Raw genomic sequence first — 18,471 nt, 5'->3', positions numbered from 1 at the left:
CGGCCATTTAGTTGTCGGCGACGTAGCTCGCCATGTCGAGCATCCGGTTCGAGAAGCCGTACTCGTTGTCGTACCAGGTGAGCACCTTCACCAGCTCGCCGCCGGCGATGGCGTTCGTCGAGGAGAGGTCGACGTAACTCGAGAACGGCAACCCGACGACGTCGCTCGAGACGATCTCGTCGTCGGTGTATCCGAGCACCCCGGCGAGCGGCCCCGAGTCGGCCGCCTCGCGGAACGCGTCGTTGACGGCCTCCGCCGTGACGTCCGCCTCCGTGTCGACGACGAACTCGGTGATCGAGCCGTTCGGGACCGGAACCCGGATCGCCATCCCGTCGATCCGCCCCTCCAACTGCGGGAGGATCTCCGTCGCCGCGCCGGCCGCGCCGGTCGTCGTCGGCACGATGTTCTCGGCGGCGGCGCGACCCCGACGGGTCTTCGCCATCGGGCCGTCGATGAGGCTTTGGGACCCCGTGTAGGCGTGGATCGTCGTGAGCGTGCCCGACCGAATGCCGAACTCCTCGTCGAGCACCTTCGCGACGGGCGTGATGGAGTTCGTCGTACAGGAGGCGTTCGAGACGACCGACTCGCCGTCGTACTCGTCGTGGTTCACGCCGTAGACGAGCTGTTTGACCGGCTTTTCGCCCTTCGGCGGCGCCGAGATGACCACCGTCTCCGCGCCCCCCTCCAGGTGGGCGCTCGCGTCCTCGTACGTGCGGAAGACGCCCGTACACTCGAGTGCGACGTCCACGCCCAGGTCGTCCCACGGCAGCGAGGCCGGGTCCTGCCGGTTGTAGATCGGCACCGAGGTCCCGCCGATCGTCAACGAGCCGTCCTCGAGTTCGATCCCGTCGAGACGGCCCATCACGGAGTCGTACTTCGCGAGGTAGGCGGCGTCGTCGGCGTCCATCACGTCGTTGATCCCGGCGAGCTCGATCCGCGGGTGTTCGAGGGTCGCGCGGAACACGTTTCGGCCGATCCGGCCGAACCCGTTGAGTCCGACGCGCACGACCTCGTCGTCCGCGACGTCGTCCGCGGCGTCCAGATACGATTTACTCATAGTTGAAGTAATCTCGTCCAGCCTAAAAACTGTTCAGATCGACGCGAGGCACCATCCCGCACGATCCGCCGTGGACGGAAGCCTTATCGGAACGTCGGCCGTCGATCCGCACATGAACAGGGACGACCGTGACGACCCGTTCGGCGACCTCTTCGAGGAGATCGAGCGGATGATGGACCGGATGGCCGGCGTCGAGGACGGCCCCGGGGACGGCTCCGGGTTCCGATCGGAGACCCACGTCGACACCTACCTCGAGGACGACGTGGTCCGGCTCGTCGCCGACCTGCCGGGCGTCTCCAAGGAGGACCTCTCGTTGCAGTGTGACGGCGAGACCCTGACCGTCTCCGCGGCCTCCGACCGCCGCGAGTACGACGAACGTATCTCGCTTCCCGTCCGCGTCGACGAGCGCTCCGCGTCCGCGACGTTCAAAAACGGCGTCCTCGAGGTCGTCTTCGAGCGCGCGGACGACTCCGCGTCGATCGACCTCGAGTGACCGCCCTCGAGTGATCGTCGGAGCCGTTCTCCTTCAGCTCCGTCTCGCAGTGTCGCGTATCAGCCCCGCCAGACGGTCGTAGAAGTCGACCTCGTACTTTCCCGCGTCGACGGTCGGCCGGGCGTTCGTCTCCACGACCACGAGCCGGTCGTCCGTCTCCAGCAGGTCGACGCCGAGGTAGTCGATGTCGAGCTCCCGCGCCGCCCGTTCGGCCAGCTCGCGGTGGCGCTCGGGAAGGTCGACGGCGGTCGCCACGGCGCCGCGATGGACGTTGTGTTTCCATCGGTCGCCGCCACCTCGACCACGGTTTCGGCCTCCGTTTCCGTTCCCATCCTCGCCTTCGTCTCCGTTCCCGCCCCCGCTCTCGCCCCCGCCCCCGTCTCCGGATCGCGGATCTCCCTCCCCGTCGGGGATCCGACGTTCGACCGCGCCCACACACTCCCCGTCGAGAACCATCACCCGGTAATCGCGGGAGCCGGGTAGAAACTCCTGGATCAGATAGGACTTGTCGCCGGTCGCCCGGTAGTCGTGTACCAGGTTCAGGTGGTCGATCGTCCCCGCGAGGTCGTCGACGTCGGACGCCTTCGCGACGCCGGTCCCCCGGGTCGTCGAGTTCGGCTTGATCACGACCGGAAACGACAGCCCCGCGTCCTCGAGCGACGCGAGCACCTCGGACTCCGCGACCGGGTTCGAGACCATCACCGTTCGCGGCACCGGAAGCCCGGCGGCGTCGAGCGCGCTCGTCACCGCCGCCTTGTTTCGCGAGGTTACGACCGCCCCGCGGCCGTTCACCCACGGGATCGACAGCCGGGCGTCGAGCGCCCCGCCCTCCATCAGCCGGGTCGGGTAGACGAACCCGACGTCCACCTCCTCCGGCGCCGGATCGACGGGGTCGGCCGGTCGGTCCCCGTCAGCCGTGAGCCGGAGCGTCCGCTCCGTCGCTCGAAGGTGGACGACGTCTATCCCGCGCTCTCGGAGGGGGCCACGGATCCGATCGAACGTCTCCGAGCGGGTGCTCATCGCGAGCCGAAGCATCGATCCAGGGGAGGGACGGCACCGGCATAAGCCTCGCGCCGGCGGCCACGGGGCGTAGGGAGAACACGGCGTCGCGGACGCTCGACGCGAGAGGGAACGAGACGCAAAAACGAACGCGAACCCGAACGAACCGGCCTACGAGACGAGCAGCTTCTCGCCGCGCTCGACGGTGATCCGGCAGGACGGGGACATCTTGTTGTACGCGCGCCGGAACGCCTCCTTGACCGTCGCAGCGTCCTCGGGGTCGCAGTAGGCGGTGAAGATGGCCTCGTCGGCGTCGACGCGTGCGGCCGTGCCGACGGGCTTGCCGAACGCTTGGCGCATTCCGTCGGAGACGCGGTCGGCGCCCGCGCCGGTCGCCTGCTTGTTCTCGCGGATGACCTGGTGGGGGAACTTGCGCAGCACCATCTTGTACTGCTTCTCGCCGATCTCCTTGATGAGGTGGCGGTTGGCCGACAGGCGTGCGCTCTCGAGGGAGCCGTGGCGGATCTGGAGTTCCTCGTCGACGCGGAGGCTGATCTCCACCTCGTATTCCTCCGGATCGGCCTGCAGGTCGCCCATGTTGTGCTGTGCGATCTTCGAACCCGGAATGCCCGTGATGTACTCGCGACGCGTGTACGAGGGCTTGCTGATGTTCCGGTACATGGAGGCCGGCTTGTCTGACATGGTTACTTGTCGTCTCTAACCTCCGCTTCGCGAATAAACCCTTCGAAAGAACCGACGGATATCGCCCACGTCAGGCGCTCCCACGCCGGGTTCACCGACCCGCCTCGACGTGCTCTCCGGGGCCCGCGCTGCCGTCCTCGCCGGAGTCCGCGTTGCCGTCCTCTCCACGGTCCGTCTCCTCGATCGGCTCCTCGCCGGATCCCTCCTCGTTCGAATCGCCGCTCTCCTCGCCGGATCCCTCCTCGTTCGAATCGCCGCTCTCCTCGCCGGACTCGCCGCTCTCCCCGTCGGCCTGCTCTTGGGAGTCCGGCGGTTCGACCGCCGCGTGCTCGAAGCCCTGCTCCGCGAGAAGCTCGCGTGCCCGGTCCGTGATCGACGGGGAGACGAGGACCCCGCGGACCTCGTCGGGATCGACGCCGGCCTCGTCCCCGAGGGCCTCGACGTATCGGCCGAGCTGGCTCACGGCGCTCGGCCCGACGCGACGGCGTTTCAACTCGAGGACGACCGGGTTCGAGTCGGCGTCGACACAGAGGACGTCCATCGGGCCGACGGCGCTGTCGCGCTCGACGGCCACCGGATCGAGGCCCTCCTCCACGAGGTCCGGCTCCTCGAGGATCCGCCGCCGGAGGTCCGCCTCGCTGCCGCGGACCTCCAGGTCCCGTCCCCCGGTCACGCCCATCGCCGACAGCTGTTCGACGTCGGCGAACCTGACGGCCAGCGTCTCGTCCGGCGACGTCCGGACCGACCGCACCCGAAGCCGTCCCTCCCGGACCGCGGCGTAGTGGTCAGACCCCGGCGGCTGCCAGTTCACGGGCGTTCGCTTCTCGTCGGTGTGGACGAGCGCGGAGCCGTCCGGCTTGAGGACGAGCAGTCGTTTTCCCGCCCCGAGCGTCGAGGACGCGCGCCCCTCGTAGTCGACTCGGCACTCGCCGAAGACGGTGATCAGCTCCCCGCGGTCGAAGGCGGCCTCCAGGGCCCAAAGCGCCTCGCGGTGGCTCGGATCGTGGAGGGTCCGTACGGTCACGGCCGCGAATACGGCCCGGCGGGCCAAAAGGCCGCCGGCGCGGTCCGATCAGTACCGGCAGTTCTCGCCCGCGACGCGCGCCTCCTCCGCGGAGCCCTCCGGTTCCGCGACCCGTTACACCCGGAATTCCTCGAGCGCGTCCTCGTCAAGGCGGACGCCGTGGCCCGGCTCGTCGGGCAGCTCGATCATCCCCTCGTCGTTCGGCGCCAGCGGCTCGGCGACGACGTCGTCGAACACCTTCACGTCCATGTCGCGGTAGAAGTACTCGACCCACTGGCCGTTCTCCACCGCGCCCACGAGCGATGCGTGGAGGTTCCAGTTGTAGTGGGGCGCGATCGGCACGTCGTGTGCCGAGGCGTAGTTCGCGATCCGGAGCCACTCCGTGATCCCGCCGCAGACGGTCGCGTCGGGCTGGAGGATGCCGGCGGCGCCGCGGTCGTAAAGCCCCGCGAAGTCGTGGCGCGTCCCCTCCAGTTCGCCGGTCGCCACGGCGTAGTCGATGGCGTCGTTGAGCTGGCTCATCGTCTCGACCCGGTCGATCATCACGGGCTCCTCGATGAAGTAGGGGTCGTGGGGCTCGAACGCCCGGCAGGCGCGCACTCCCTCGGGGACCGACTCCCAGACGCCGTTGGCGTCGAGCAGGAGCGTCCGGTCAGGGCCGATCTCGTCGCGGACGGCCGCGACGCGCGCCTCCTCCTCGGGGACCGAGCGGCGCCCGACCTTCATCTTCACGACGTCGTGGCCCTCCTCGACGTACCGGCGCACCTCCTCGCGCAGCCCCTCGTGGCCCTTGTCGTCGCGGTAGTAGCCCCCGCTGGCGTAGGTGGGAACGGCGTCGGCGTACCCGCCGAGCAGCTTGTACAGGGGCTCGCCGGCCGCCTTCGCCTTGAGGTCCCAAAGCGCGATGTCGACGCTCGAGATCGCTCGCAGGAACAGCCCGGTCCGGCCGATCTGGACGTTGCTGTCGTACATCTCCTCCCACAGCCGCGCGACGTCGCGGGGGTCCTCGCCCACGAGGACCTCCTCGAGCCGCGACTCGACGGAGTCCGCGATCAGGCCCGCGGCCTCATAGCCCAGCGAGTAGCCGACGCCCTCCAGCCCCTCGCCGGTCCGAATGCGGGTGATGGCGTGGTCGCGAAAGTGGATCGTGCGGTTCGAGAACGAGACCGGCTCCGCGAGCGGGATCTCGATCGGGTAGGATTCGACCTCGGTTATCTCCATGGCGACCCCCGCGGCGGCGACCCACATATAGCTTCGGCTCGCGGAGACGTCGTTTTCGCGGCGTCACTCCGGCCGCCTCGGCGTCAGCCCGACCGCCTCGACGCTACTTCGACGGCGCGTCGCCGACGCCGTCGCTCGCCGTTCGAGAAAATCGAAAACGCAGCCGTGTGCCGATACGCTCCTCGAGATCGCAAAACGACCTTACAGTCGGGTAAGGTTCGTCGCGCGCGGGCCCTTGGGGGCGTCCTCGATCTCGAATTCGACCTCCTGTCCCTCCTCGAGATCGGGGCCGCCGATGTCCTCCATGTGGAAGAAGACGTCGTCGTCCGCGTCCTCAGTCGAGATGAAGCCGTAGCCGCCAGTGTCGTTGAAGAAGTCGACCGTTCCGGTAGACATTGCACCCGTATCGAGGCCGTTATTCGGCATAAGGGTTGTGCATTCGGGATCGACGCCGCAGCGGCCGTGATGGACCGTCTCGACGGCGGAGGACGCCGAGACGGCTCAGTCCACGTACTTGCGCTGGAACTCCTCGTCGGACTTCGTGAGATAGAGGATGCCCTCGATGAAGCCGACGATCGCCGGGATCCCGGTCCAGAAGAAACAGAGGTAGAGGATGCCCATCTTGTTCTGGCCGAGGTAGAACTTGTGCGCGCCGATCCCGCCGAGCAGCAGGGCGAACACGCCCGCAGCCGTGCGGTCCTTCTCGCTGGAACCTCCCGATCCGGTCTGTCTGACGCCGCATTCGGGACAGATCTCGGCCCGCTTTTTGATGACCGACCCGCAGCTCGAACAGTACTGTTCGTCCGGTCCCGGTTCGTCGCCGTTGCCAGCGGTCGTCGACGTCGCGGTCGTTGACGCCGCCGTTGCAGTCGACGACTCCTCGAACCCGTCTCCCTCGCCCGGATCGCTCCAGCCGCTCGTTTCCTCGGATTCGGCCGGATCGCTCCAGCCACCCGTTTCCTCGGACTCGGTCGGATCGTCGGATCTATCTGCCGCGTCCAGATCGTCGGTCTCTATCGGCTCGGCTGACTCCACGTCGTCCGGTTGGTCGTTCGATTGGCTCTCCGATTCCTCTCGAGTCGGGTCGTCGCCTGGAGGACCTGCCATACGTCAGCGGTGTCACCGCGGGTATTTATAAATGGGTGCCGATCAGTCCGCCTCGGATTCTCCTCGCCGCTCCCACACGAGCAACACGGCCGCGAGGACGCCGTACCCGACTCCGACGGCGAGCACCCGGAGATCGCCGCCGAGGAGGAGTCGACCGAGCCCGAGTCCGTAGGCGATCCCCAACAGTCCGCCCGTGATCGTCCGGATCCGGTTCGACCCCGTGATCGGCCGAAACGTCGTGGCCGCCCAGTCGACGAGCGCGAAGAGCGGCAGGACGGCGATCGCCGCGATCTGGATCCCGGAGCTTCCGACTCCCAACAGAAAAATCGCGATCCCGGCGAGGATCCCCGGGTAGATCCCGGAACACCGCGCGCAGAGGTGTACCGTCCTCGATCCGACACGCAGGCGGTGACACCGGTCGTACTCCGCCGGCTCGTGATGCGAGAGCAAATAGCGACGCGTCTCGGCGAGCCCCTCCCGAAGTTCCCGCCGGAGGACGTCGTGGTTCACGTTTTCGGGGTAGAGTCGACGGACCAAAAGGATCCGGACGACGTTGAGGTCACGTTCGCCCCGCGGATGGAAAGGTATAGGGCGGAGACGCCACCACGCGTATATAAACAGATGAGCGACGAGGGATACGACCACGCGGCGATCGAGCGCCGGTGGCAGGACGCGTGGGACGAGACGGACGCGTATCGCACGCCCGACGGCGTCGAGGACCCGACCTACGTCCTCGGGATGTACCCGTACCCCTCGGGGAAGCTGCACATGGGCCACGTCCGGAACTACACGATCACGGACGCCTACGCCCGCTACCGCCGGCTGCGCGGCGACGACGTGCTCCACCCGATGGGGTGGGACGCCTTCGGCCTCCCGGCGGAGAACGCCGCCAAGGAGCGCGACACCAACCCCCGCGACTGGACGTTCGACTGCATCGACACGATGAAAGGCCAGATGCGGTCGATGGGCTTCGGCTACGACTGGGACCGCGAGATCACGACCTGCACCCCCGACTACTACCGGTGGAACCAGTGGCTCTTCACCCGATTCCACGAGGAGGGGCTCGTCGAGCGCCGCGACGCCGAGGTGAACTGGTGTCCCTCCTGTGAGACCGTCCTCGCCGACGAGCAGGTCGAGGGCGACGCGGAGCTGTGCTGGCGGTGTGACACGCCCGTCGAGACCCGCGAACTCGACCAGTGGTTCCTGAAGATCACCGAGTACGCCGACGAGCTCCTCGAGTACATCGACGATCTGGAGGGGTGGCCGAACTCGGTCAGACAGATGCAGCGCAACTGGATCGGCCGCCAGTACGGGACCGAACTGGAGTTCGAGATCGAGGGCCACGGCGGCGTCGAGGCGTTCACGACGCGCGTCGACACGATCCACGGCGCGACCTTCTTCGCGCTCGCGCCCGACCACCCGATCAGCGAGGAGCTGGCCGAAACGGACGTGGACGTCCGCCGGTTCATCGAGGAGGAGGCCGACCCGGACGGCGACGAGCCGAACGGCGTCGAGACCGACCTCGTCGCGAGGAACCCCGTCACCGGCGAGGACATCCCCGTCTACGTCGCCGACTTCGTCCTCTCGGAGGTCGGAACCGGCGCGCTGATGGCCGTCCCCGCCCACGACGAGCGCGACCACGCCTTCGCGAGGAAGAAGGACATCGAGATCCGCCCCGTCATCGCACCCGCACCCGACGAGGACGGGGGATCTGACGACGATGAGCCGACCGCCCCCGACGTCGAGGAGGCCGCCTTCACCGAGGACGGCGTCCTGATCAACTCCGGGGAGTACGACGGCCTCGACAGCGAGACGGCCCGCGAGCGGCTGACCGCGGACGTCGAGGGCGCCGAGGAGGCGACCCAGTACCAGCTCCGCGACTGGGGGATCTCCCGCCAGCGCTACTGGGGAACGCCGATCCCGGTCGTCCACTGCCCGGACTGCGGTCCCGTGATGGTTCCCGAGGAGGACCTGCCAGTCGAGCTTCCCGAGTTCATCAACACCACCGGCAACCCGCTCGACGCCGCCGGCGAGTGGAAGGAGACGACCTGTCCGGAGTGCGGCGCCCCGGCCGAACGAGAGACCGACACGATGGACACCTTCGTCGACTCCTCGTGGTACTTCCTGCGGTACGTCTCGCCCGAACTTTCGGACGCGCCCTTCGACCTCGAGCGTGCCAACGACTGGATGCCCGTCGACCAGTACGTCGGCGGCATCGAACACGCGGTCATGCACCTGCTGTACAGCCGATTTTTCACGAAGGTGCTCGCCGACCACGAGGGCCTCGACCACCGCGAGCCGTTCGAGAACCTGCTGGCGCAGGGCATGGTCCAACTCGAGGGCGAGAAGATGTCGAAATCGAAGGGCAACGTCGTCTCCCCCCAGCGGATCGTCGAGGAGTACGGCGCCGACACCGCCCGCCTGTTCATGATGCAGGCGGCCCAGCCCGAACGCGACTTCGACTGGTCCGAGGAGGGCGTCCGCTCGACCAACCGCTTTTTGGCCCGGCTGCGGTCCCTCGTCGAGGACCACGCCGACGCGATCGCCCCGGTCGAAACGGGAACCGCCTCGGCGGCCACCGCCGACGCGTCGGCCACTGCTGATCCCGGGGACCCGATCGCGGGATACGTGGCCGACGAGATCGACGCCACGATCGCGGTCGCGACGGAGGAGTACGACGACCTCACGTTCAACACGGCCCTGCGCGAGACACAGGGACTCGTCGGCACGCTCCGGAGCTACGCCGAGTACGCCGACGAGCCGGATCCGGAGGTTCTCGGCCGCGGCCTCTCCGTCGCGGTCCGGCTTCTGGCGCCCGTGGCGCCACACCTCTCGGAGGACCTGTACGCCCGGCTTCACGGCGGCGACCCCGCGGCCGATGACGCCTCCTCGCTCGTCGGGGACGGCGTGGTTGCCGGCGCCGACTGGCCGACCGCCGAGGTCGACCGCGAGACGGCCGAGAAGCGCCGTCGACTCGTCGAGAACACCCGCGAGGACGTCAGACAGATCGTCGACGTCGCCGGCATCGAGGACCCCGAGTCGATCGACGTCGTCGTCGCGCCCGACTGGAAGTACGACGCCCTCGAGATCGCGATCGACAGCGACGCCGACAACCTGATCGGCGAGCTGATGGGCGAATCCCACATCCGCGAGCAGGGTGACGCCGCCGCGTCCTACGGACAGGACCTCCAGGAGAACCGCGAGGCCCTCTCGATGACGCTGCGCGGCGACGCGGAGTACGAGGCGCTCCGCTCGGCCGCCTGGCTGATCGAACGCGAGTTCGACGCCCCCGTCCGAGTCGTCCGCGCCGATGAGGCGGCCGACGACGTCTCGCGCACGGCGGAGCCGGGACGTCCCGCGATCGACATCGCGGAGTGAGTGCGGGCCGGGACGTGGCTCTCCGGGTCGGACGGTAGCTCCCCTGATCGTTCTATTCGTAGCCGTCGACCATCCCCTCGACGTACTTCGCGATCACGTCGACCTCCAGGTGTACCGGATCGCCGGGCGACTTCCCCGAGAGCGTGGTCAGCTCGTAGGTGGCCGGGATGATCGCGACCTCGAGGGCGTCCTCGCCGCGTTCGGCCACGGTCAGCGAGATGCCGTCGAGCGCGACGGACCCCTTCTCGACCACGTAGCGGCCCTGATCCGGCGGGATCGAGAACTCGAACCGCCAGTCCTCGCCGACCGAGTCGATCGTCTCGACCGTCGCCACGGCGTCGACGTGGCCCTGCACGAGGTGGCCGTCGAAGCGTCCGTCGGCCGGCATTGCACGCTCGAGGTTGACCGCGTCCCCGGCCCCGAGCTCGCCGAGATAGGTCCGATCGACGGTCTCGCTCGCCAGGAACACCTCGAAGACGCCGACGTCGCCGTGGACGCCTCCGGTGTCGTCCGGATCCCCGCCGGCCACCTCCGAACCGTGCGCCTCGACGGTGAGACAGACGCCGCTGACGCTTATCGACTGCCCGTGGGAGAGGTCGCGAAACCCCTCCGCGGCGATCGTGAGCCGTCGTCCGTCCGCGGTCCGGTCGACGTCGACGACCTCGCCGACGGTTTCGACGATCCCGGTGAACATACGCGGAATTCGGGACGGGGCGTGAAGTCGTTGTCGCGTGACGACGGTGGGTCCGACGCCGTCCACTCGAATCGGTCGCTTCGCGTCGCTTATACGGCGTCGCGGGCTACCGATCGCCGATGCGATTCGGAATCCTGGACACCATCGGGCTCGCGACCACGCTCGTGTTCGCGCTGCCGGTCGCGAACTACGGCGTGATGCGCGCGCTCGACGGCGAGACGGCCCTCGGCGCCGCCATGGTGGTCGTCGCCGTCGCGATGGTCGTCCTCCCGCAGTACTTCCTGGACCCCGAGCGGATCCTCCGCGGGCTGCTCGCCGGACTGCTTCCGCAGCGACTTCGATCGACGAGGGACGAGGAGGAGGGGGCGGAGTCGGTCTCGAGCGACGCCGCCGATTCGCTCGAGGAGTGAACGTCGGGCTCGTTCTCACCGCCGGGCCATCGCCGTCTCGACGGTCGACCGCAGCGCGTCCAGCCGGTCTATCCGGTCCGCGAGCATCGAGAGGATCGGATGTCGTGCCGGCTGCTCGCGGTAGAGGTATCGGGGCACGTCGGGGCTGTCGCCGGGCACCCGAAGCTCGCGGCGCTGTTCGTGGATCGTCTCCTGGCGCTCGCGGACGTCCTCCTCACATCGGTCCCGAAGAGCCTCGATCCGTGCGCGGTGGGCGTCGAGGGCGCCGAAGTCCATGTCCCCGAACTCGGCGTTCGCGATCCCCTGGAGTTCCGCATCGAGTTCCAAGAGTCGGTCGGAGCGGGCGGAAAGCGACGACGCCTCCGTATCCAGCGTCCCGACGAACGCGTCCCGGTTCTCCCGGAGCCGGCCGGCCGCCCCCGAAAGCTCGCGTTTGAGCGAGGGATCGAGCGCCGATCCGCGAGTGAGCGCCGCGGCCATCCCCGCGCCGAACTCGGCCTCGAGGCTCTCCGGGTAGGTGTCGTCGTAGTCCTCGGCGTAGTGGGGAACGCTCATCACCGTCTCCTCGTAGGCGTCGCGAACGGCGACGAGCCCGGGCGAGACCGAGCGGGCTGGGGCCGTCCCGACGACTCGCGAGCCGGCGGACCGTCCCGTCGGCGGCTGGCCCGGATCGATCTCCGAGAGTCGCTTTCGAAAGGCGCCGAATGCCTGCCGCTCGTCGACCAGGCGCCGTCGCTCGGTTCGGAGCGCTCCACGCATCGATTCGAGTCGATCGCGTGTGCGTTCGGGGTCGAGGCTGCCGTCGTTCCGGGCGTCCTCCTTCCTCCGTTCACCACCGTCGTCCCCGGCCCGCTTCGATCCGGTTGACATACGATCGCACGCGGGCGGCGAGGGGTTAATCGCTTATAAGATCGCTACGGAGGGGTGCCGAGACTACGGGGTGCTATATAGACCCGGCGGCGGACTCCCTGCGGAACCGTGGGGATCGGTCGGTATCGCCCGATTCGGCCGGGCGGAACCGTGGTGGCCGCACACGCGCGAAGTGACGTCGGCGCGTCGTGTCCGGGCGGACGGGAGTTCACGCGGTGGGTTCCGCCATCTCCTCGCGCACCCGGCCCCAGGCGACGGGCGGATCGAACCGTGCCAGCGCTCGGTCGGTCGCCGCGAGGCGCTCCGCGAATCGGTCGTGCCAGTCGGGGGCTGCCAAGTCCGAAAGAGTCGTCGAGAGCATCGAGAGACGTCGATCCGCGGCGTCGATCCGCCGTCGAAGCGACTCGGGGACCGACGCGTTCTCGCGGGCGGCCCACGTTCGGATGTCGTCCTCCTCGGCCCGAAGGTCGGCCACCAACAGCTCGAGAACGCGCGCTCGAACCGTGGCGTCCGCCCACTCGGCCGCGTGGCTCGTCTCACCGTCGGTCTCGGACGTCCACTCCTCACCGTCGGTCTCGAACGCCCCCTCCTCGTCCACATCGGGTCCCTCCTCATCGGCCGCCGTCCGCTCGTCGATCCGGTCGGCTACGGACGAAAGATCGACGAGGGCCTCCTCGAGGGCCTCGACGTCGGCCGCGAGCTCCTCGGTTCGTCGATCCGGCGAACTGAGCCAGGACTCGAACGCCTCGAGGTCGCTGGCGAGGTCGTCGGCGACCCGAACGACACGCTGTGCGTCGGCCGCCGTCTCGCGCAGTTCGACCGCCGATCGGTGGAGGGCCGATGGCGTCTCGAGTTCGTCGGGGGCCGCCCCGACGGACCGGCCGAGCTCGTCGGTCCGGCGCTCGAGGGCGGCGAGGCGGTCATCGAACCCTCGCAGTCGGGCATCGACGACGTCGAGGTCGGTCACGGCTGCGGCGGCGGCCCGAGCGTCATCGGCGTCGAGCGCGGCGAGGTCGACCCGCGTCTCGGCCGTGGCGAGGATCTTCGAGACGTCCGAGACGGTCTCCTCGACCGCTTCGGCCGTGAGAACGTCGTCCTCCGCGAACGGGTCCAGCGACCGGCGGATCGCCTCCGGATCGCGGTCGGTCCCCTCGGCGACGGCCTCGACGACCGACTCGACCGTCGGCTCCCGGTCGAGGATCGACTGTGCGGTCGGTGCAGTGTCGACGGTGTCCGGATCGGGGCGGTCTGTCTCGGTCACGAGCGGGAATTCCGGCCGACCTCGTGTATAGCTTCCGTCAGAACCTATCGTTACGGACCGTTTCCCCCAGTACCGTTCCGAACGACTATATAGGGATACGGAACGTTCGTACTGCACCGCTCCGATCAGTACTGGACCCTTCCGATCGGTACGGACACGTACCGATACCCTCGTCTCCGAACGAATCCGGACGTGGACATATCAGAAATATAAACCCGTTTACAAGGACCTCCGGATCGTTCTGGTGATGTCTGACCGTAACTGGGCTGAAAACGGCGTATCACGGCGGAAGTTTCTGGTCACCTCCGGCGTCGTCGGGTCGGCGGGGCTGGCGGGCTGCACCGGCAGTACCGGTAACGGCGGTGGTGGCGGAAACGGCGGCAGCGGTGGAAACGGCGGCGGGAGCGGGAACGGCGGCGGCAACGGTAACGATGGTGGACGCGGCGGGAGCGGCAACGGTGGCGACGACGGAAACGGCGGCGGGCAGGCGCTTCTCACCGCCGAGGGATCCTCGACGGTGTACCCGATCTCGAATACGGGCGCCTCCTATTGGAACGCCAACGCGCCGCCGAGCGACGGCGAGTACTGGGGATCGAACGACGAGACGTCCGTGCCGGGGTGGGACGAGATCGGGACGGACATGCACCTCGCCGACTACTTCGCCAGCCAGTTCGGCTTCGAGGCGACCGGGGAGCGGTCGAACCCCCCCTACAACACGACCGTGAGCCTGAGCCACTCGGGAACGGGATGTGAGGCGGTTCGCGACGAGCTCGTCGACATCGGCAACTCGTCGGGGCCGATAACGGCCGAACTCGGGCTCAGCGAGTCCGAGGCGGACGAGCAGTTCGTCGACCACGTCGTCGGGCGTGACGGCCAGCCGGTCGTCGTGAGCAGCGACGTCTACGACAACGGCGTCCAGCAGCTCACCGGAGAGCAGGTCCGGCAGATCTACCAGGACGAGATAACGAACTGGTCGGAGATCGGCGGTCCCGATCAGGAGATCTACGTCATCGGTCGCGCCGAGGGCTCTGGAACGGACACCTCCTTCCGGCTGAACATGCTCGGCAGCGCCGACGCCTCGATGTCCGGCGTCGACACCCGGTTCGGGCAGAACCAGCAGGTCGCCGAGGCCGTCGCCAACAACGACGGAGCGATCGCATACATGGCGCTCGCGTTCACGAGCGACGCCGTCCAACCGATCGCGATCGATTTCGACGGGACGGTCTACGAACCGGACCGGGACGCCGAGAACACGATCTTCGACAGCGAGTACCCGCTCAACCGGGACCTCCACATGTACACGAAGGTCACCGAGGAAACGCCGAACGGTACGGATCGTCGCGAAGGGGCGTTCTTGAACATGTTCCTGACCGATTTCGGCCAGACCGTCTTCGTCGAGGACAACAACTACATCCCGCTTCCGACGGCCGACATCGAAGCCGAGGCGGAGAAGCTTCCGGATCCGGCGTGATCCGGACGGCGATCTGAGGCGGGACGCGCCGCGAACGACTCTCATCCGTATTTCATCATGTCTCATACAACCGATACACGAACCGACGCCGCGGTGACGCGATGGCGTCGACGGCTCCGCGCGTTCCGCGAGGAGACCGCGACGGGCGCGCTCGTCACCGTGGGCACGATGACCGTCGCGCTCTTGGCCTCGCTCGTCGGGTTCCTGCTCGCGTCGCCGCTTGCGGCCCTCCCCTTTGTCGCGTTCCTGGCGGCCGCCGGGTACGGCTGGATCCGGTACCAGGGAGTAACCGCCCGGGTGTTGACCCTCTCGATGACCGTCTCGACCCTCCTCATACTGCTTTTCATCACCGTGTTCATCTTCGTCGAGTCGATCCCCGTGCTGTACTACGAATCGGCGACGGTGTTCGGCGTCTCGGTCCCGGGTCTGCGGCTGTTCACCCAGACGCGCTGGGACGCGGTCTCGGACCCGATCCGGTACTCGATGGTCCCGATGATCCACGGGACCGTGATGGTGACGACGATCGCAACGATGGTCGCCGCCCCGCTCGGCGTCGCGGCGGCGCTCTTCCTCTCCGAGATCGCGCCGAGTGCCGTTCGCGAGGCCGTCAAGCCGGGCGTCGAGATCCTCGCCGGGATTCCGTCGATCGTCTACGGCTTCATCGGGTTCACCATCCTGAGCCCGTGGGCGTCGGCCCAGTTTCGGACCACCGGTCAGGGTTCGTACCTGTTCGTCGGGATCGTGGTCGGGCTGATGGCGCTGCCGACCGTCGTCTCGGTCGCCGAGGACGCGCTGAGCAGCGTCCCCGAGTCGATGAAGAGCGGGTCGCTCGCGATGGGCACCACCGACTGGCAGACGATGACGTCGATCACGATCCCCGCCGCGTTCTCGGGCGTCTCGGCGGCCGTCCTGCTCGGCGTCGGGCGCGCCATCGGGGAGACGATGGCGGCGACGGTGATGCTTCGGGGCGTGCCCCAGCTCACCGACCCGCTGTACAACGTGTTCTACGGTCAGGAGACGCTCACCTCGCTGATCGCGAACAACTACGGAAACGCGAACGGGCTGCAGATGGACGCGCTGTTCGTCGCGGGCGTCATCCTGTTCGTCACGGTGCTTTGCATCTCGATCGGCTCGCAGTACATCGAGTGGCGGATGCACGAGAAGCTCGGGGGTGAGATCTGATGGCCGGCGCCACCGAGACCACGCTGGTCCGCGAGGACACGACGGGAACCGAAGCCGTCGCGGGCGTCGCGATCGCGCTCGCGGTGGCCCTGTTCGCGTTCGGCGTCGCGGTGCTTTTCGACGCCGTCTCGATCAGCGGATCGATCGCCGGCGTCCCGACCGTCACCCTGCTCGGTGGCCTGCTCGCCGTGCTGGGCGGAGCGGTCATCGCCTTCGGCGTCGGGTCGTCCCTCGAGTACGTCGAGACCGAACCGAGCCCGCACGCCGGTCTCGTCGCCACCGCCACCTTCACGCTCATCTGGTTCGGCCTCGGCGGGATGGCGTCGGCGTGGCTGTTCGACGCCGGGCTCCTTCTCCGGCTCCCCGTCGCCGTCGCGGCCGGCGGGATCGCATTCGCGGTGACGGCCCTGACCCGCGAGGATATCGGGTCGACGCTGCCGGCCGGTGCGGTGGCGATCGTCGTCGGAAGCGCGTTCCTGACCGGGATCGTCGGCCCGTCGTGGGTGTGGGACCTCGGGTTCGAACAGCAGGCATCCATCACCGCCTCGTTCCTCGTTCCGGCCGCGACGGCCGGGTGTGCGCTGCTTTCGGGATGGGCCGCGGCGAAGGCGTACGGCGGCTTCGGTGCCCGCGGGAGACGGATGGGGGCCTACCTCCTCATCTACGTGAACGCGAGCGCCATCATCGGCGTGTTGTTCCTGTTGATCGCCTTCACTGCCGTTCGCGGGATTCCGGGACTGCTCCACGGCTCCCAGTTCGCCCTCGGCGCGGGACCGACCGTGTCGGTGTTCGGACTCTCGGTCGCGCTCCCGGTCTCGATCCCGTTCGTGACCAACGGCGTCGGGCTCTTGAACGACTTCCAGGGCGTCTTCCCCGCGATCGTCGGCACGATATGGCTCGTCGTCGGGGCCGTGATCTTCGCCGTTCCGCTCGGCGTCGGGGCGGCGATCTTCCTGACGGAGTACGCCGAGCGCGGGCGGTTGACGCAGGCCGTCGAGATCGCGACCAACGGACTCTGGAGCACCCCGAGCATCGTCTTCGGGCTGTTCGGGTTCACGTTCCTCGTCCCGCGGTTCGGCGGGAACAAGTCGCTGCTCTCGGGGATGTTGACGCTCGGGTTCATGCTCCTTCCGCTGGTGCTCATCACGAGCCGGGAGGCGCTGATCGCGGTTCCCGACGAGTATCGGGACGCCAGCGCGGCGCTCGGCGTCACGAAGTGGCAGACGATCCGCAGCGTGGTCGTCCCGGCCGCGCTTCCGGGCGTCGTCACGGGCGTCATCCTCGGCGTCGGTCGGATCGCCGGCGAGACGGCGCCGATCCTGTTGACGATGACCGGCGGGACGTTCGTTTCGAGGGACCAGGCCGCGAACGTCATCGGTGGCTTCGCGTTCACGACCCGGCCGCCGTTCGTGACCAACCCCGAACTGCTCCAGGCGACGACGGCGCTGCCGTTCCAGCTCTACGCCCTGATCACCGCCGGCGTCGGCCTCGGCGACAACGTCTCGAACCCCACGGAGTTCCAGTGGGCCACGGCGTTCGTCCTGCTTCTCGTCGTGCTTTCGTTCTACGCGATCGGCATCGGCACGCGGTACTACTTCCGGAGGCAACTTCGACATGAGTGACATCACCCGAACCACGGAGAGGGACAGCGCTGACACCATGGAAACGAACGGTGCGGACACCGCCGAACGGGCCGACGCGGCGTCCGTCGGGATCGGCGACGACTCCGCGACCGGGCGCTCGTCGACGACGACCGGCGAGACCGACGAGCGCGTCCTCGAGGAGTGGCGGGAGTACGAGTTCGAGGGCGACGCGAAGTTCGCCGTCGAGGACCTCGACGTTCACTACGGCGACGACCACGCGCTGAACGGGGTCTCGATCGAGATCCCGAAAAACAGCGTCACGGCACTCATCGGCCCGTCCGGCTGTGGAAAGTCGACCTTTCTCCGGTGTCTGAACCGGATGAACGACCGGATCAAGAGCGCTCGGGTGGACGGGTCGGTCCGGATCGACGACGAGGAGATCTACCAGGACGGCGTCAACCTGGTCGAGCTCCGCAAGCGGGTCGGCATGGTGTTCCAGTCGCCGAACCCCTTCCCGAAGTCGATCCGCGAGAACATCGCGTACGGTCCGGAGAAGCACGGCGACATCGACACGGGACTCCTGGCACGGCTGTTGAACCGAAGCGACGACGCCGAGCGCGACCGGCTCGTGGAGCGGTGTCTCCGCGACGCCGCGCTCTGGGAGGAGGTGAATGACCGCCTCGACGACAACGCCCTCGGGCTCTCCGGCGGACAGCAGCAGCGGCTGTGTATCGCCCGCTGTCTCTCTGTCGACCCCGAGGTCATCCTGATGGACGAGCCCGCGTCCGCGCTCGACCCGATCGCCACCGCGAAGATCGAGGACCTGATCGACGACCTCGCCGAGGAGTACACGGTCGTCATCGTCACGCACAACATGCAACAGGCCGCGCGCATCTCGGACCAGACCGCCGTGTTCCTCACGGGCGGCGAGCTCGTCGAGTACGGCGACACGGACCAGGTGTTCGAGGACCCACACAGCGAGCGCGTGGAGGACTACATCACCGGAAAGTTCGGGTGAT

At 68.1% G+C, this 18,471-nt stretch carries 17 protein-coding genes and 1 pseudogene; 7 read left to right on the top strand and 11 right to left on the bottom strand.

What is annotated here, in order from left to right:
* Window positions 1-7 precede the first annotated feature (7 nt).
* Window positions 8-1,057 carry a type I glyceraldehyde-3-phosphate dehydrogenase gene (gap, locus tag ACZ5YD_RS09740; RefSeq protein ID WP_379743008.1) on the bottom strand — a complete coding sequence of 350 codons (1,050 nt, stop codon included), beginning with the start codon at window positions 1,055-1,057 and terminating at the stop codon, window positions 8-10.
* 112 nt (window positions 1,058-1,169) lie between these two features.
* On the opposite strand from gap, the gene ACZ5YD_RS09735 reads away from it, so the two are divergent.
* On the top strand, window positions 1,170-1,550 hold the full coding sequence (locus tag ACZ5YD_RS09735) for an Hsp20/alpha crystallin family protein (RefSeq protein WP_379743005.1): 381 nt from the start codon (window positions 1,170-1,172) through the stop codon (window positions 1,548-1,550).
* A 33-nt stretch (window positions 1,551-1,583) separates the two neighbouring features.
* Here the strand turns inward: ACZ5YD_RS09735 and ACZ5YD_RS09730 are convergent, their stop codons facing one another.
* From ACZ5YD_RS09730 to ACZ5YD_RS09700, 7 genes and pseudogenes are all read right to left on the bottom strand, one after another.
* Window positions 1,584-2,585, bottom strand: a complete 1,002-nt coding sequence (locus ACZ5YD_RS09730) for an ATP-grasp domain-containing protein (RefSeq protein WP_379743002.1) — start codon at window positions 2,583-2,585, stop codon at window positions 1,584-1,586.
* Window positions 2,586-2,720: 135 nt separating this feature from the next.
* Complete coding sequence (locus ACZ5YD_RS09725) at window positions 2,721-3,251, bottom strand: 50S ribosomal protein L16 (RefSeq protein WP_379742999.1); 531 nt, start codon at window positions 3,249-3,251, stop codon at window positions 2,721-2,723.
* A gap of 298 nt (window positions 3,252-3,549) precedes the next feature.
* Window positions 3,550-4,275 (bottom strand): annotated as a pseudogene (gene nucS, locus ACZ5YD_RS09720) (endonuclease NucS); the annotation flags it as partial.
* A 114-nt stretch (window positions 4,276-4,389) separates the two neighbouring features.
* Complete coding sequence (locus ACZ5YD_RS09715; RefSeq protein WP_379742996.1) at window positions 4,390-5,496, bottom strand: mandelate racemase/muconate lactonizing enzyme family protein; 1,107 nt, start codon at window positions 5,494-5,496, stop codon at window positions 4,390-4,392.
* 201 nt (window positions 5,497-5,697) lie between these two features.
* Window positions 5,698-5,892: a cold-shock protein gene (locus ACZ5YD_RS09710; protein WP_021075115.1), complete on the bottom strand. Its 195-nt coding sequence runs from the start codon at window positions 5,890-5,892 to the stop codon at window positions 5,698-5,700.
* A gap of 105 nt (window positions 5,893-5,997) precedes the next feature.
* The gene (locus ACZ5YD_RS09705) at window positions 5,998-6,603 is read right to left on the bottom strand and encodes an NINE protein (protein ID WP_379742992.1); all 606 of its coding nucleotides are present in this window, start codon (window positions 6,601-6,603) and stop codon (window positions 5,998-6,000) included.
* A gap of 42 nt (window positions 6,604-6,645) precedes the next feature.
* Complete coding sequence (locus ACZ5YD_RS09700) at window positions 6,646-7,113, bottom strand: DUF2085 domain-containing protein (protein ID WP_379742989.1); 468 nt, start codon at window positions 7,111-7,113, stop codon at window positions 6,646-6,648.
* A gap of 111 nt (window positions 7,114-7,224) precedes the next feature.
* Here ACZ5YD_RS09700 and leuS point away from each other — a divergent pair, with 111 nt between their 5' ends.
* Window positions 7,225-9,981: a leucine--tRNA ligase gene (gene leuS, locus ACZ5YD_RS09695; RefSeq protein ID WP_379742985.1), complete on the top strand. Its 2,757-nt coding sequence runs from the start codon at window positions 7,225-7,227 to the stop codon at window positions 9,979-9,981.
* A 52-nt stretch (window positions 9,982-10,033) separates the two neighbouring features.
* On the opposite strand, the gene ACZ5YD_RS09690 is transcribed toward leuS, so the two are convergent.
* Window positions 10,034-10,675: a riboflavin synthase gene (locus ACZ5YD_RS09690; RefSeq protein WP_379742982.1), complete on the bottom strand. Its 642-nt coding sequence runs from the start codon at window positions 10,673-10,675 to the stop codon at window positions 10,034-10,036.
* A gap of 119 nt (window positions 10,676-10,794) precedes the next feature.
* On the opposite strand from ACZ5YD_RS09690, the gene ACZ5YD_RS09685 reads away from it, so the two are divergent.
* Window positions 10,795-11,085, top strand: a complete 291-nt coding sequence (locus tag ACZ5YD_RS09685) for a DUF7533 family protein (RefSeq protein WP_379742979.1) — start codon at window positions 10,795-10,797, stop codon at window positions 11,083-11,085.
* Between the two features lie 15 nt (window positions 11,086-11,100).
* On the opposite strand, the gene ACZ5YD_RS09680 is transcribed toward ACZ5YD_RS09685, so the two are convergent.
* Together ACZ5YD_RS09680 and ACZ5YD_RS09675 are read right to left on the bottom strand one after the other, a co-directional pair.
* Window positions 11,101-11,955, bottom strand: a complete 855-nt coding sequence (locus ACZ5YD_RS09680) for a DUF7260 family protein (protein ID WP_379742977.1) — start codon at window positions 11,953-11,955, stop codon at window positions 11,101-11,103.
* Between the two features lie 208 nt (window positions 11,956-12,163).
* Window positions 12,164-13,216, bottom strand: coding sequence for a halo transducer protein (locus ACZ5YD_RS09675; protein WP_379742974.1), 1,053 nt, complete (start codon window positions 13,214-13,216; stop codon window positions 12,164-12,166).
* A gap of 247 nt (window positions 13,217-13,463) precedes the next feature.
* On the opposite strand from ACZ5YD_RS09675, the gene ACZ5YD_RS09670 reads away from it, so the two are divergent.
* The 4 genes from ACZ5YD_RS09670 to pstB are packed head-to-tail and all read left to right on the top strand — an operon-like array spanning window position 13,464 to window position 18,470.
* Window positions 13,464-14,687 (top strand): substrate-binding domain-containing protein, encoded by a 1,224-nt coding sequence (locus ACZ5YD_RS09670; RefSeq protein WP_379742971.1) that lies wholly within the window; start codon window positions 13,464-13,466, stop codon window positions 14,685-14,687.
* A gap of 57 nt (window positions 14,688-14,744) precedes the next feature.
* On the top strand, window positions 14,745-15,869 hold the full coding sequence (gene pstC / locus ACZ5YD_RS09665) for a phosphate ABC transporter permease subunit PstC (protein ID WP_379742968.1): 1,125 nt from the start codon (window positions 14,745-14,747) through the stop codon (window positions 15,867-15,869).
* Window positions 15,869-17,491 (top strand): phosphate ABC transporter permease PstA, encoded by a 1,623-nt coding sequence (gene pstA, locus ACZ5YD_RS09660; RefSeq protein WP_379742965.1) that lies wholly within the window; start codon window positions 15,869-15,871, stop codon window positions 17,489-17,491. Before pstC ends, pstA begins: the two co-directional genes overlap by 1 nt.
* Complete coding sequence (gene pstB, locus ACZ5YD_RS09655) at window positions 17,484-18,470, top strand: phosphate ABC transporter ATP-binding protein PstB (RefSeq protein WP_379742962.1); 987 nt, start codon at window positions 17,484-17,486, stop codon at window positions 18,468-18,470. The genes pstA and pstB overlap by 8 nt, the downstream gene beginning before the upstream one ends.
* Window position 18,471: the final 1 nt, after the last annotated feature.

The organism is Halopenitus salinus (genome assembly GCF_055397165.1).
Note: the sequence above shows the minus strand (reverse complement) of the source record. Positions and strands in the feature narration are given on the sequence as shown.

Bases quoted from the DNA above. Each gene is read 5' to 3' on its own strand.
- ACZ5YD_RS09670 (WP_379742971.1), top strand. From the start codon at position 13,464: ATGTCTGACCGTAACTGGGCTGAAAACGGCGTATCACGGCGGAAGTTT.
- ACZ5YD_RS09680 (WP_379742977.1), bottom strand. From the start codon at position 11,955: ATGTCAACCGGATCGAAGCGGGCCGGGGACGACGGTGGTGAACGGAGG.
- ACZ5YD_RS09730 (WP_379743002.1), bottom strand. From the start codon at position 2,585: ATGCTTCGGCTCGCGATGAGCACCCGCTCGGAGACGTTCGATCGGATC.
- pstA (WP_379742965.1), top strand. From the start codon at position 15,869: ATGGCCGGCGCCACCGAGACCACGCTGGTCCGCGAGGACACGACGGGA.
- pstC (WP_379742968.1), top strand. From the start codon at position 14,745: ATGTCTCATACAACCGATACACGAACCGACGCCGCGGTGACGCGATGG.
- ACZ5YD_RS09725 (WP_379742999.1), bottom strand. From the start codon at position 3,251: ATGTCAGACAAGCCGGCCTCCATGTACCGGAACATCAGCAAGCCCTCG.
- ACZ5YD_RS09710 (WP_021075115.1), bottom strand. From the start codon at position 5,892: ATGTCTACCGGAACGGTCGACTTCTTCAACGACACTGGCGGCTACGGC.
- ACZ5YD_RS09735 (WP_379743005.1), top strand. From the start codon at position 1,170: ATGAACAGGGACGACCGTGACGACCCGTTCGGCGACCTCTTCGAGGAG.
- ACZ5YD_RS09690 (WP_379742982.1), bottom strand. From the start codon at position 10,675: ATGTTCACCGGGATCGTCGAAACCGTCGGCGAGGTCGTCGACGTCGAC.
- leuS (WP_379742985.1), top strand. From the start codon at position 7,225: ATGAGCGACGAGGGATACGACCACGCGGCGATCGAGCGCCGGTGGCAG.
- gap (WP_379743008.1), bottom strand. From the start codon at position 1,057: ATGAGTAAATCGTATCTGGACGCCGCGGACGACGTCGCGGACGACGAG.
- pstB (WP_379742962.1), top strand. From the start codon at position 17,484: ATGAGTGACATCACCCGAACCACGGAGAGGGACAGCGCTGACACCATG.
- ACZ5YD_RS09685 (WP_379742979.1), top strand. From the start codon at position 10,795: ATGCGATTCGGAATCCTGGACACCATCGGGCTCGCGACCACGCTCGTG.
- ACZ5YD_RS09715 (WP_379742996.1), bottom strand. From the start codon at position 5,496: ATGGAGATAACCGAGGTCGAATCCTACCCGATCGAGATCCCGCTCGCG.
- ACZ5YD_RS09705 (WP_379742992.1), bottom strand. From the start codon at position 6,603: ATGGCAGGTCCTCCAGGCGACGACCCGACTCGAGAGGAATCGGAGAGC.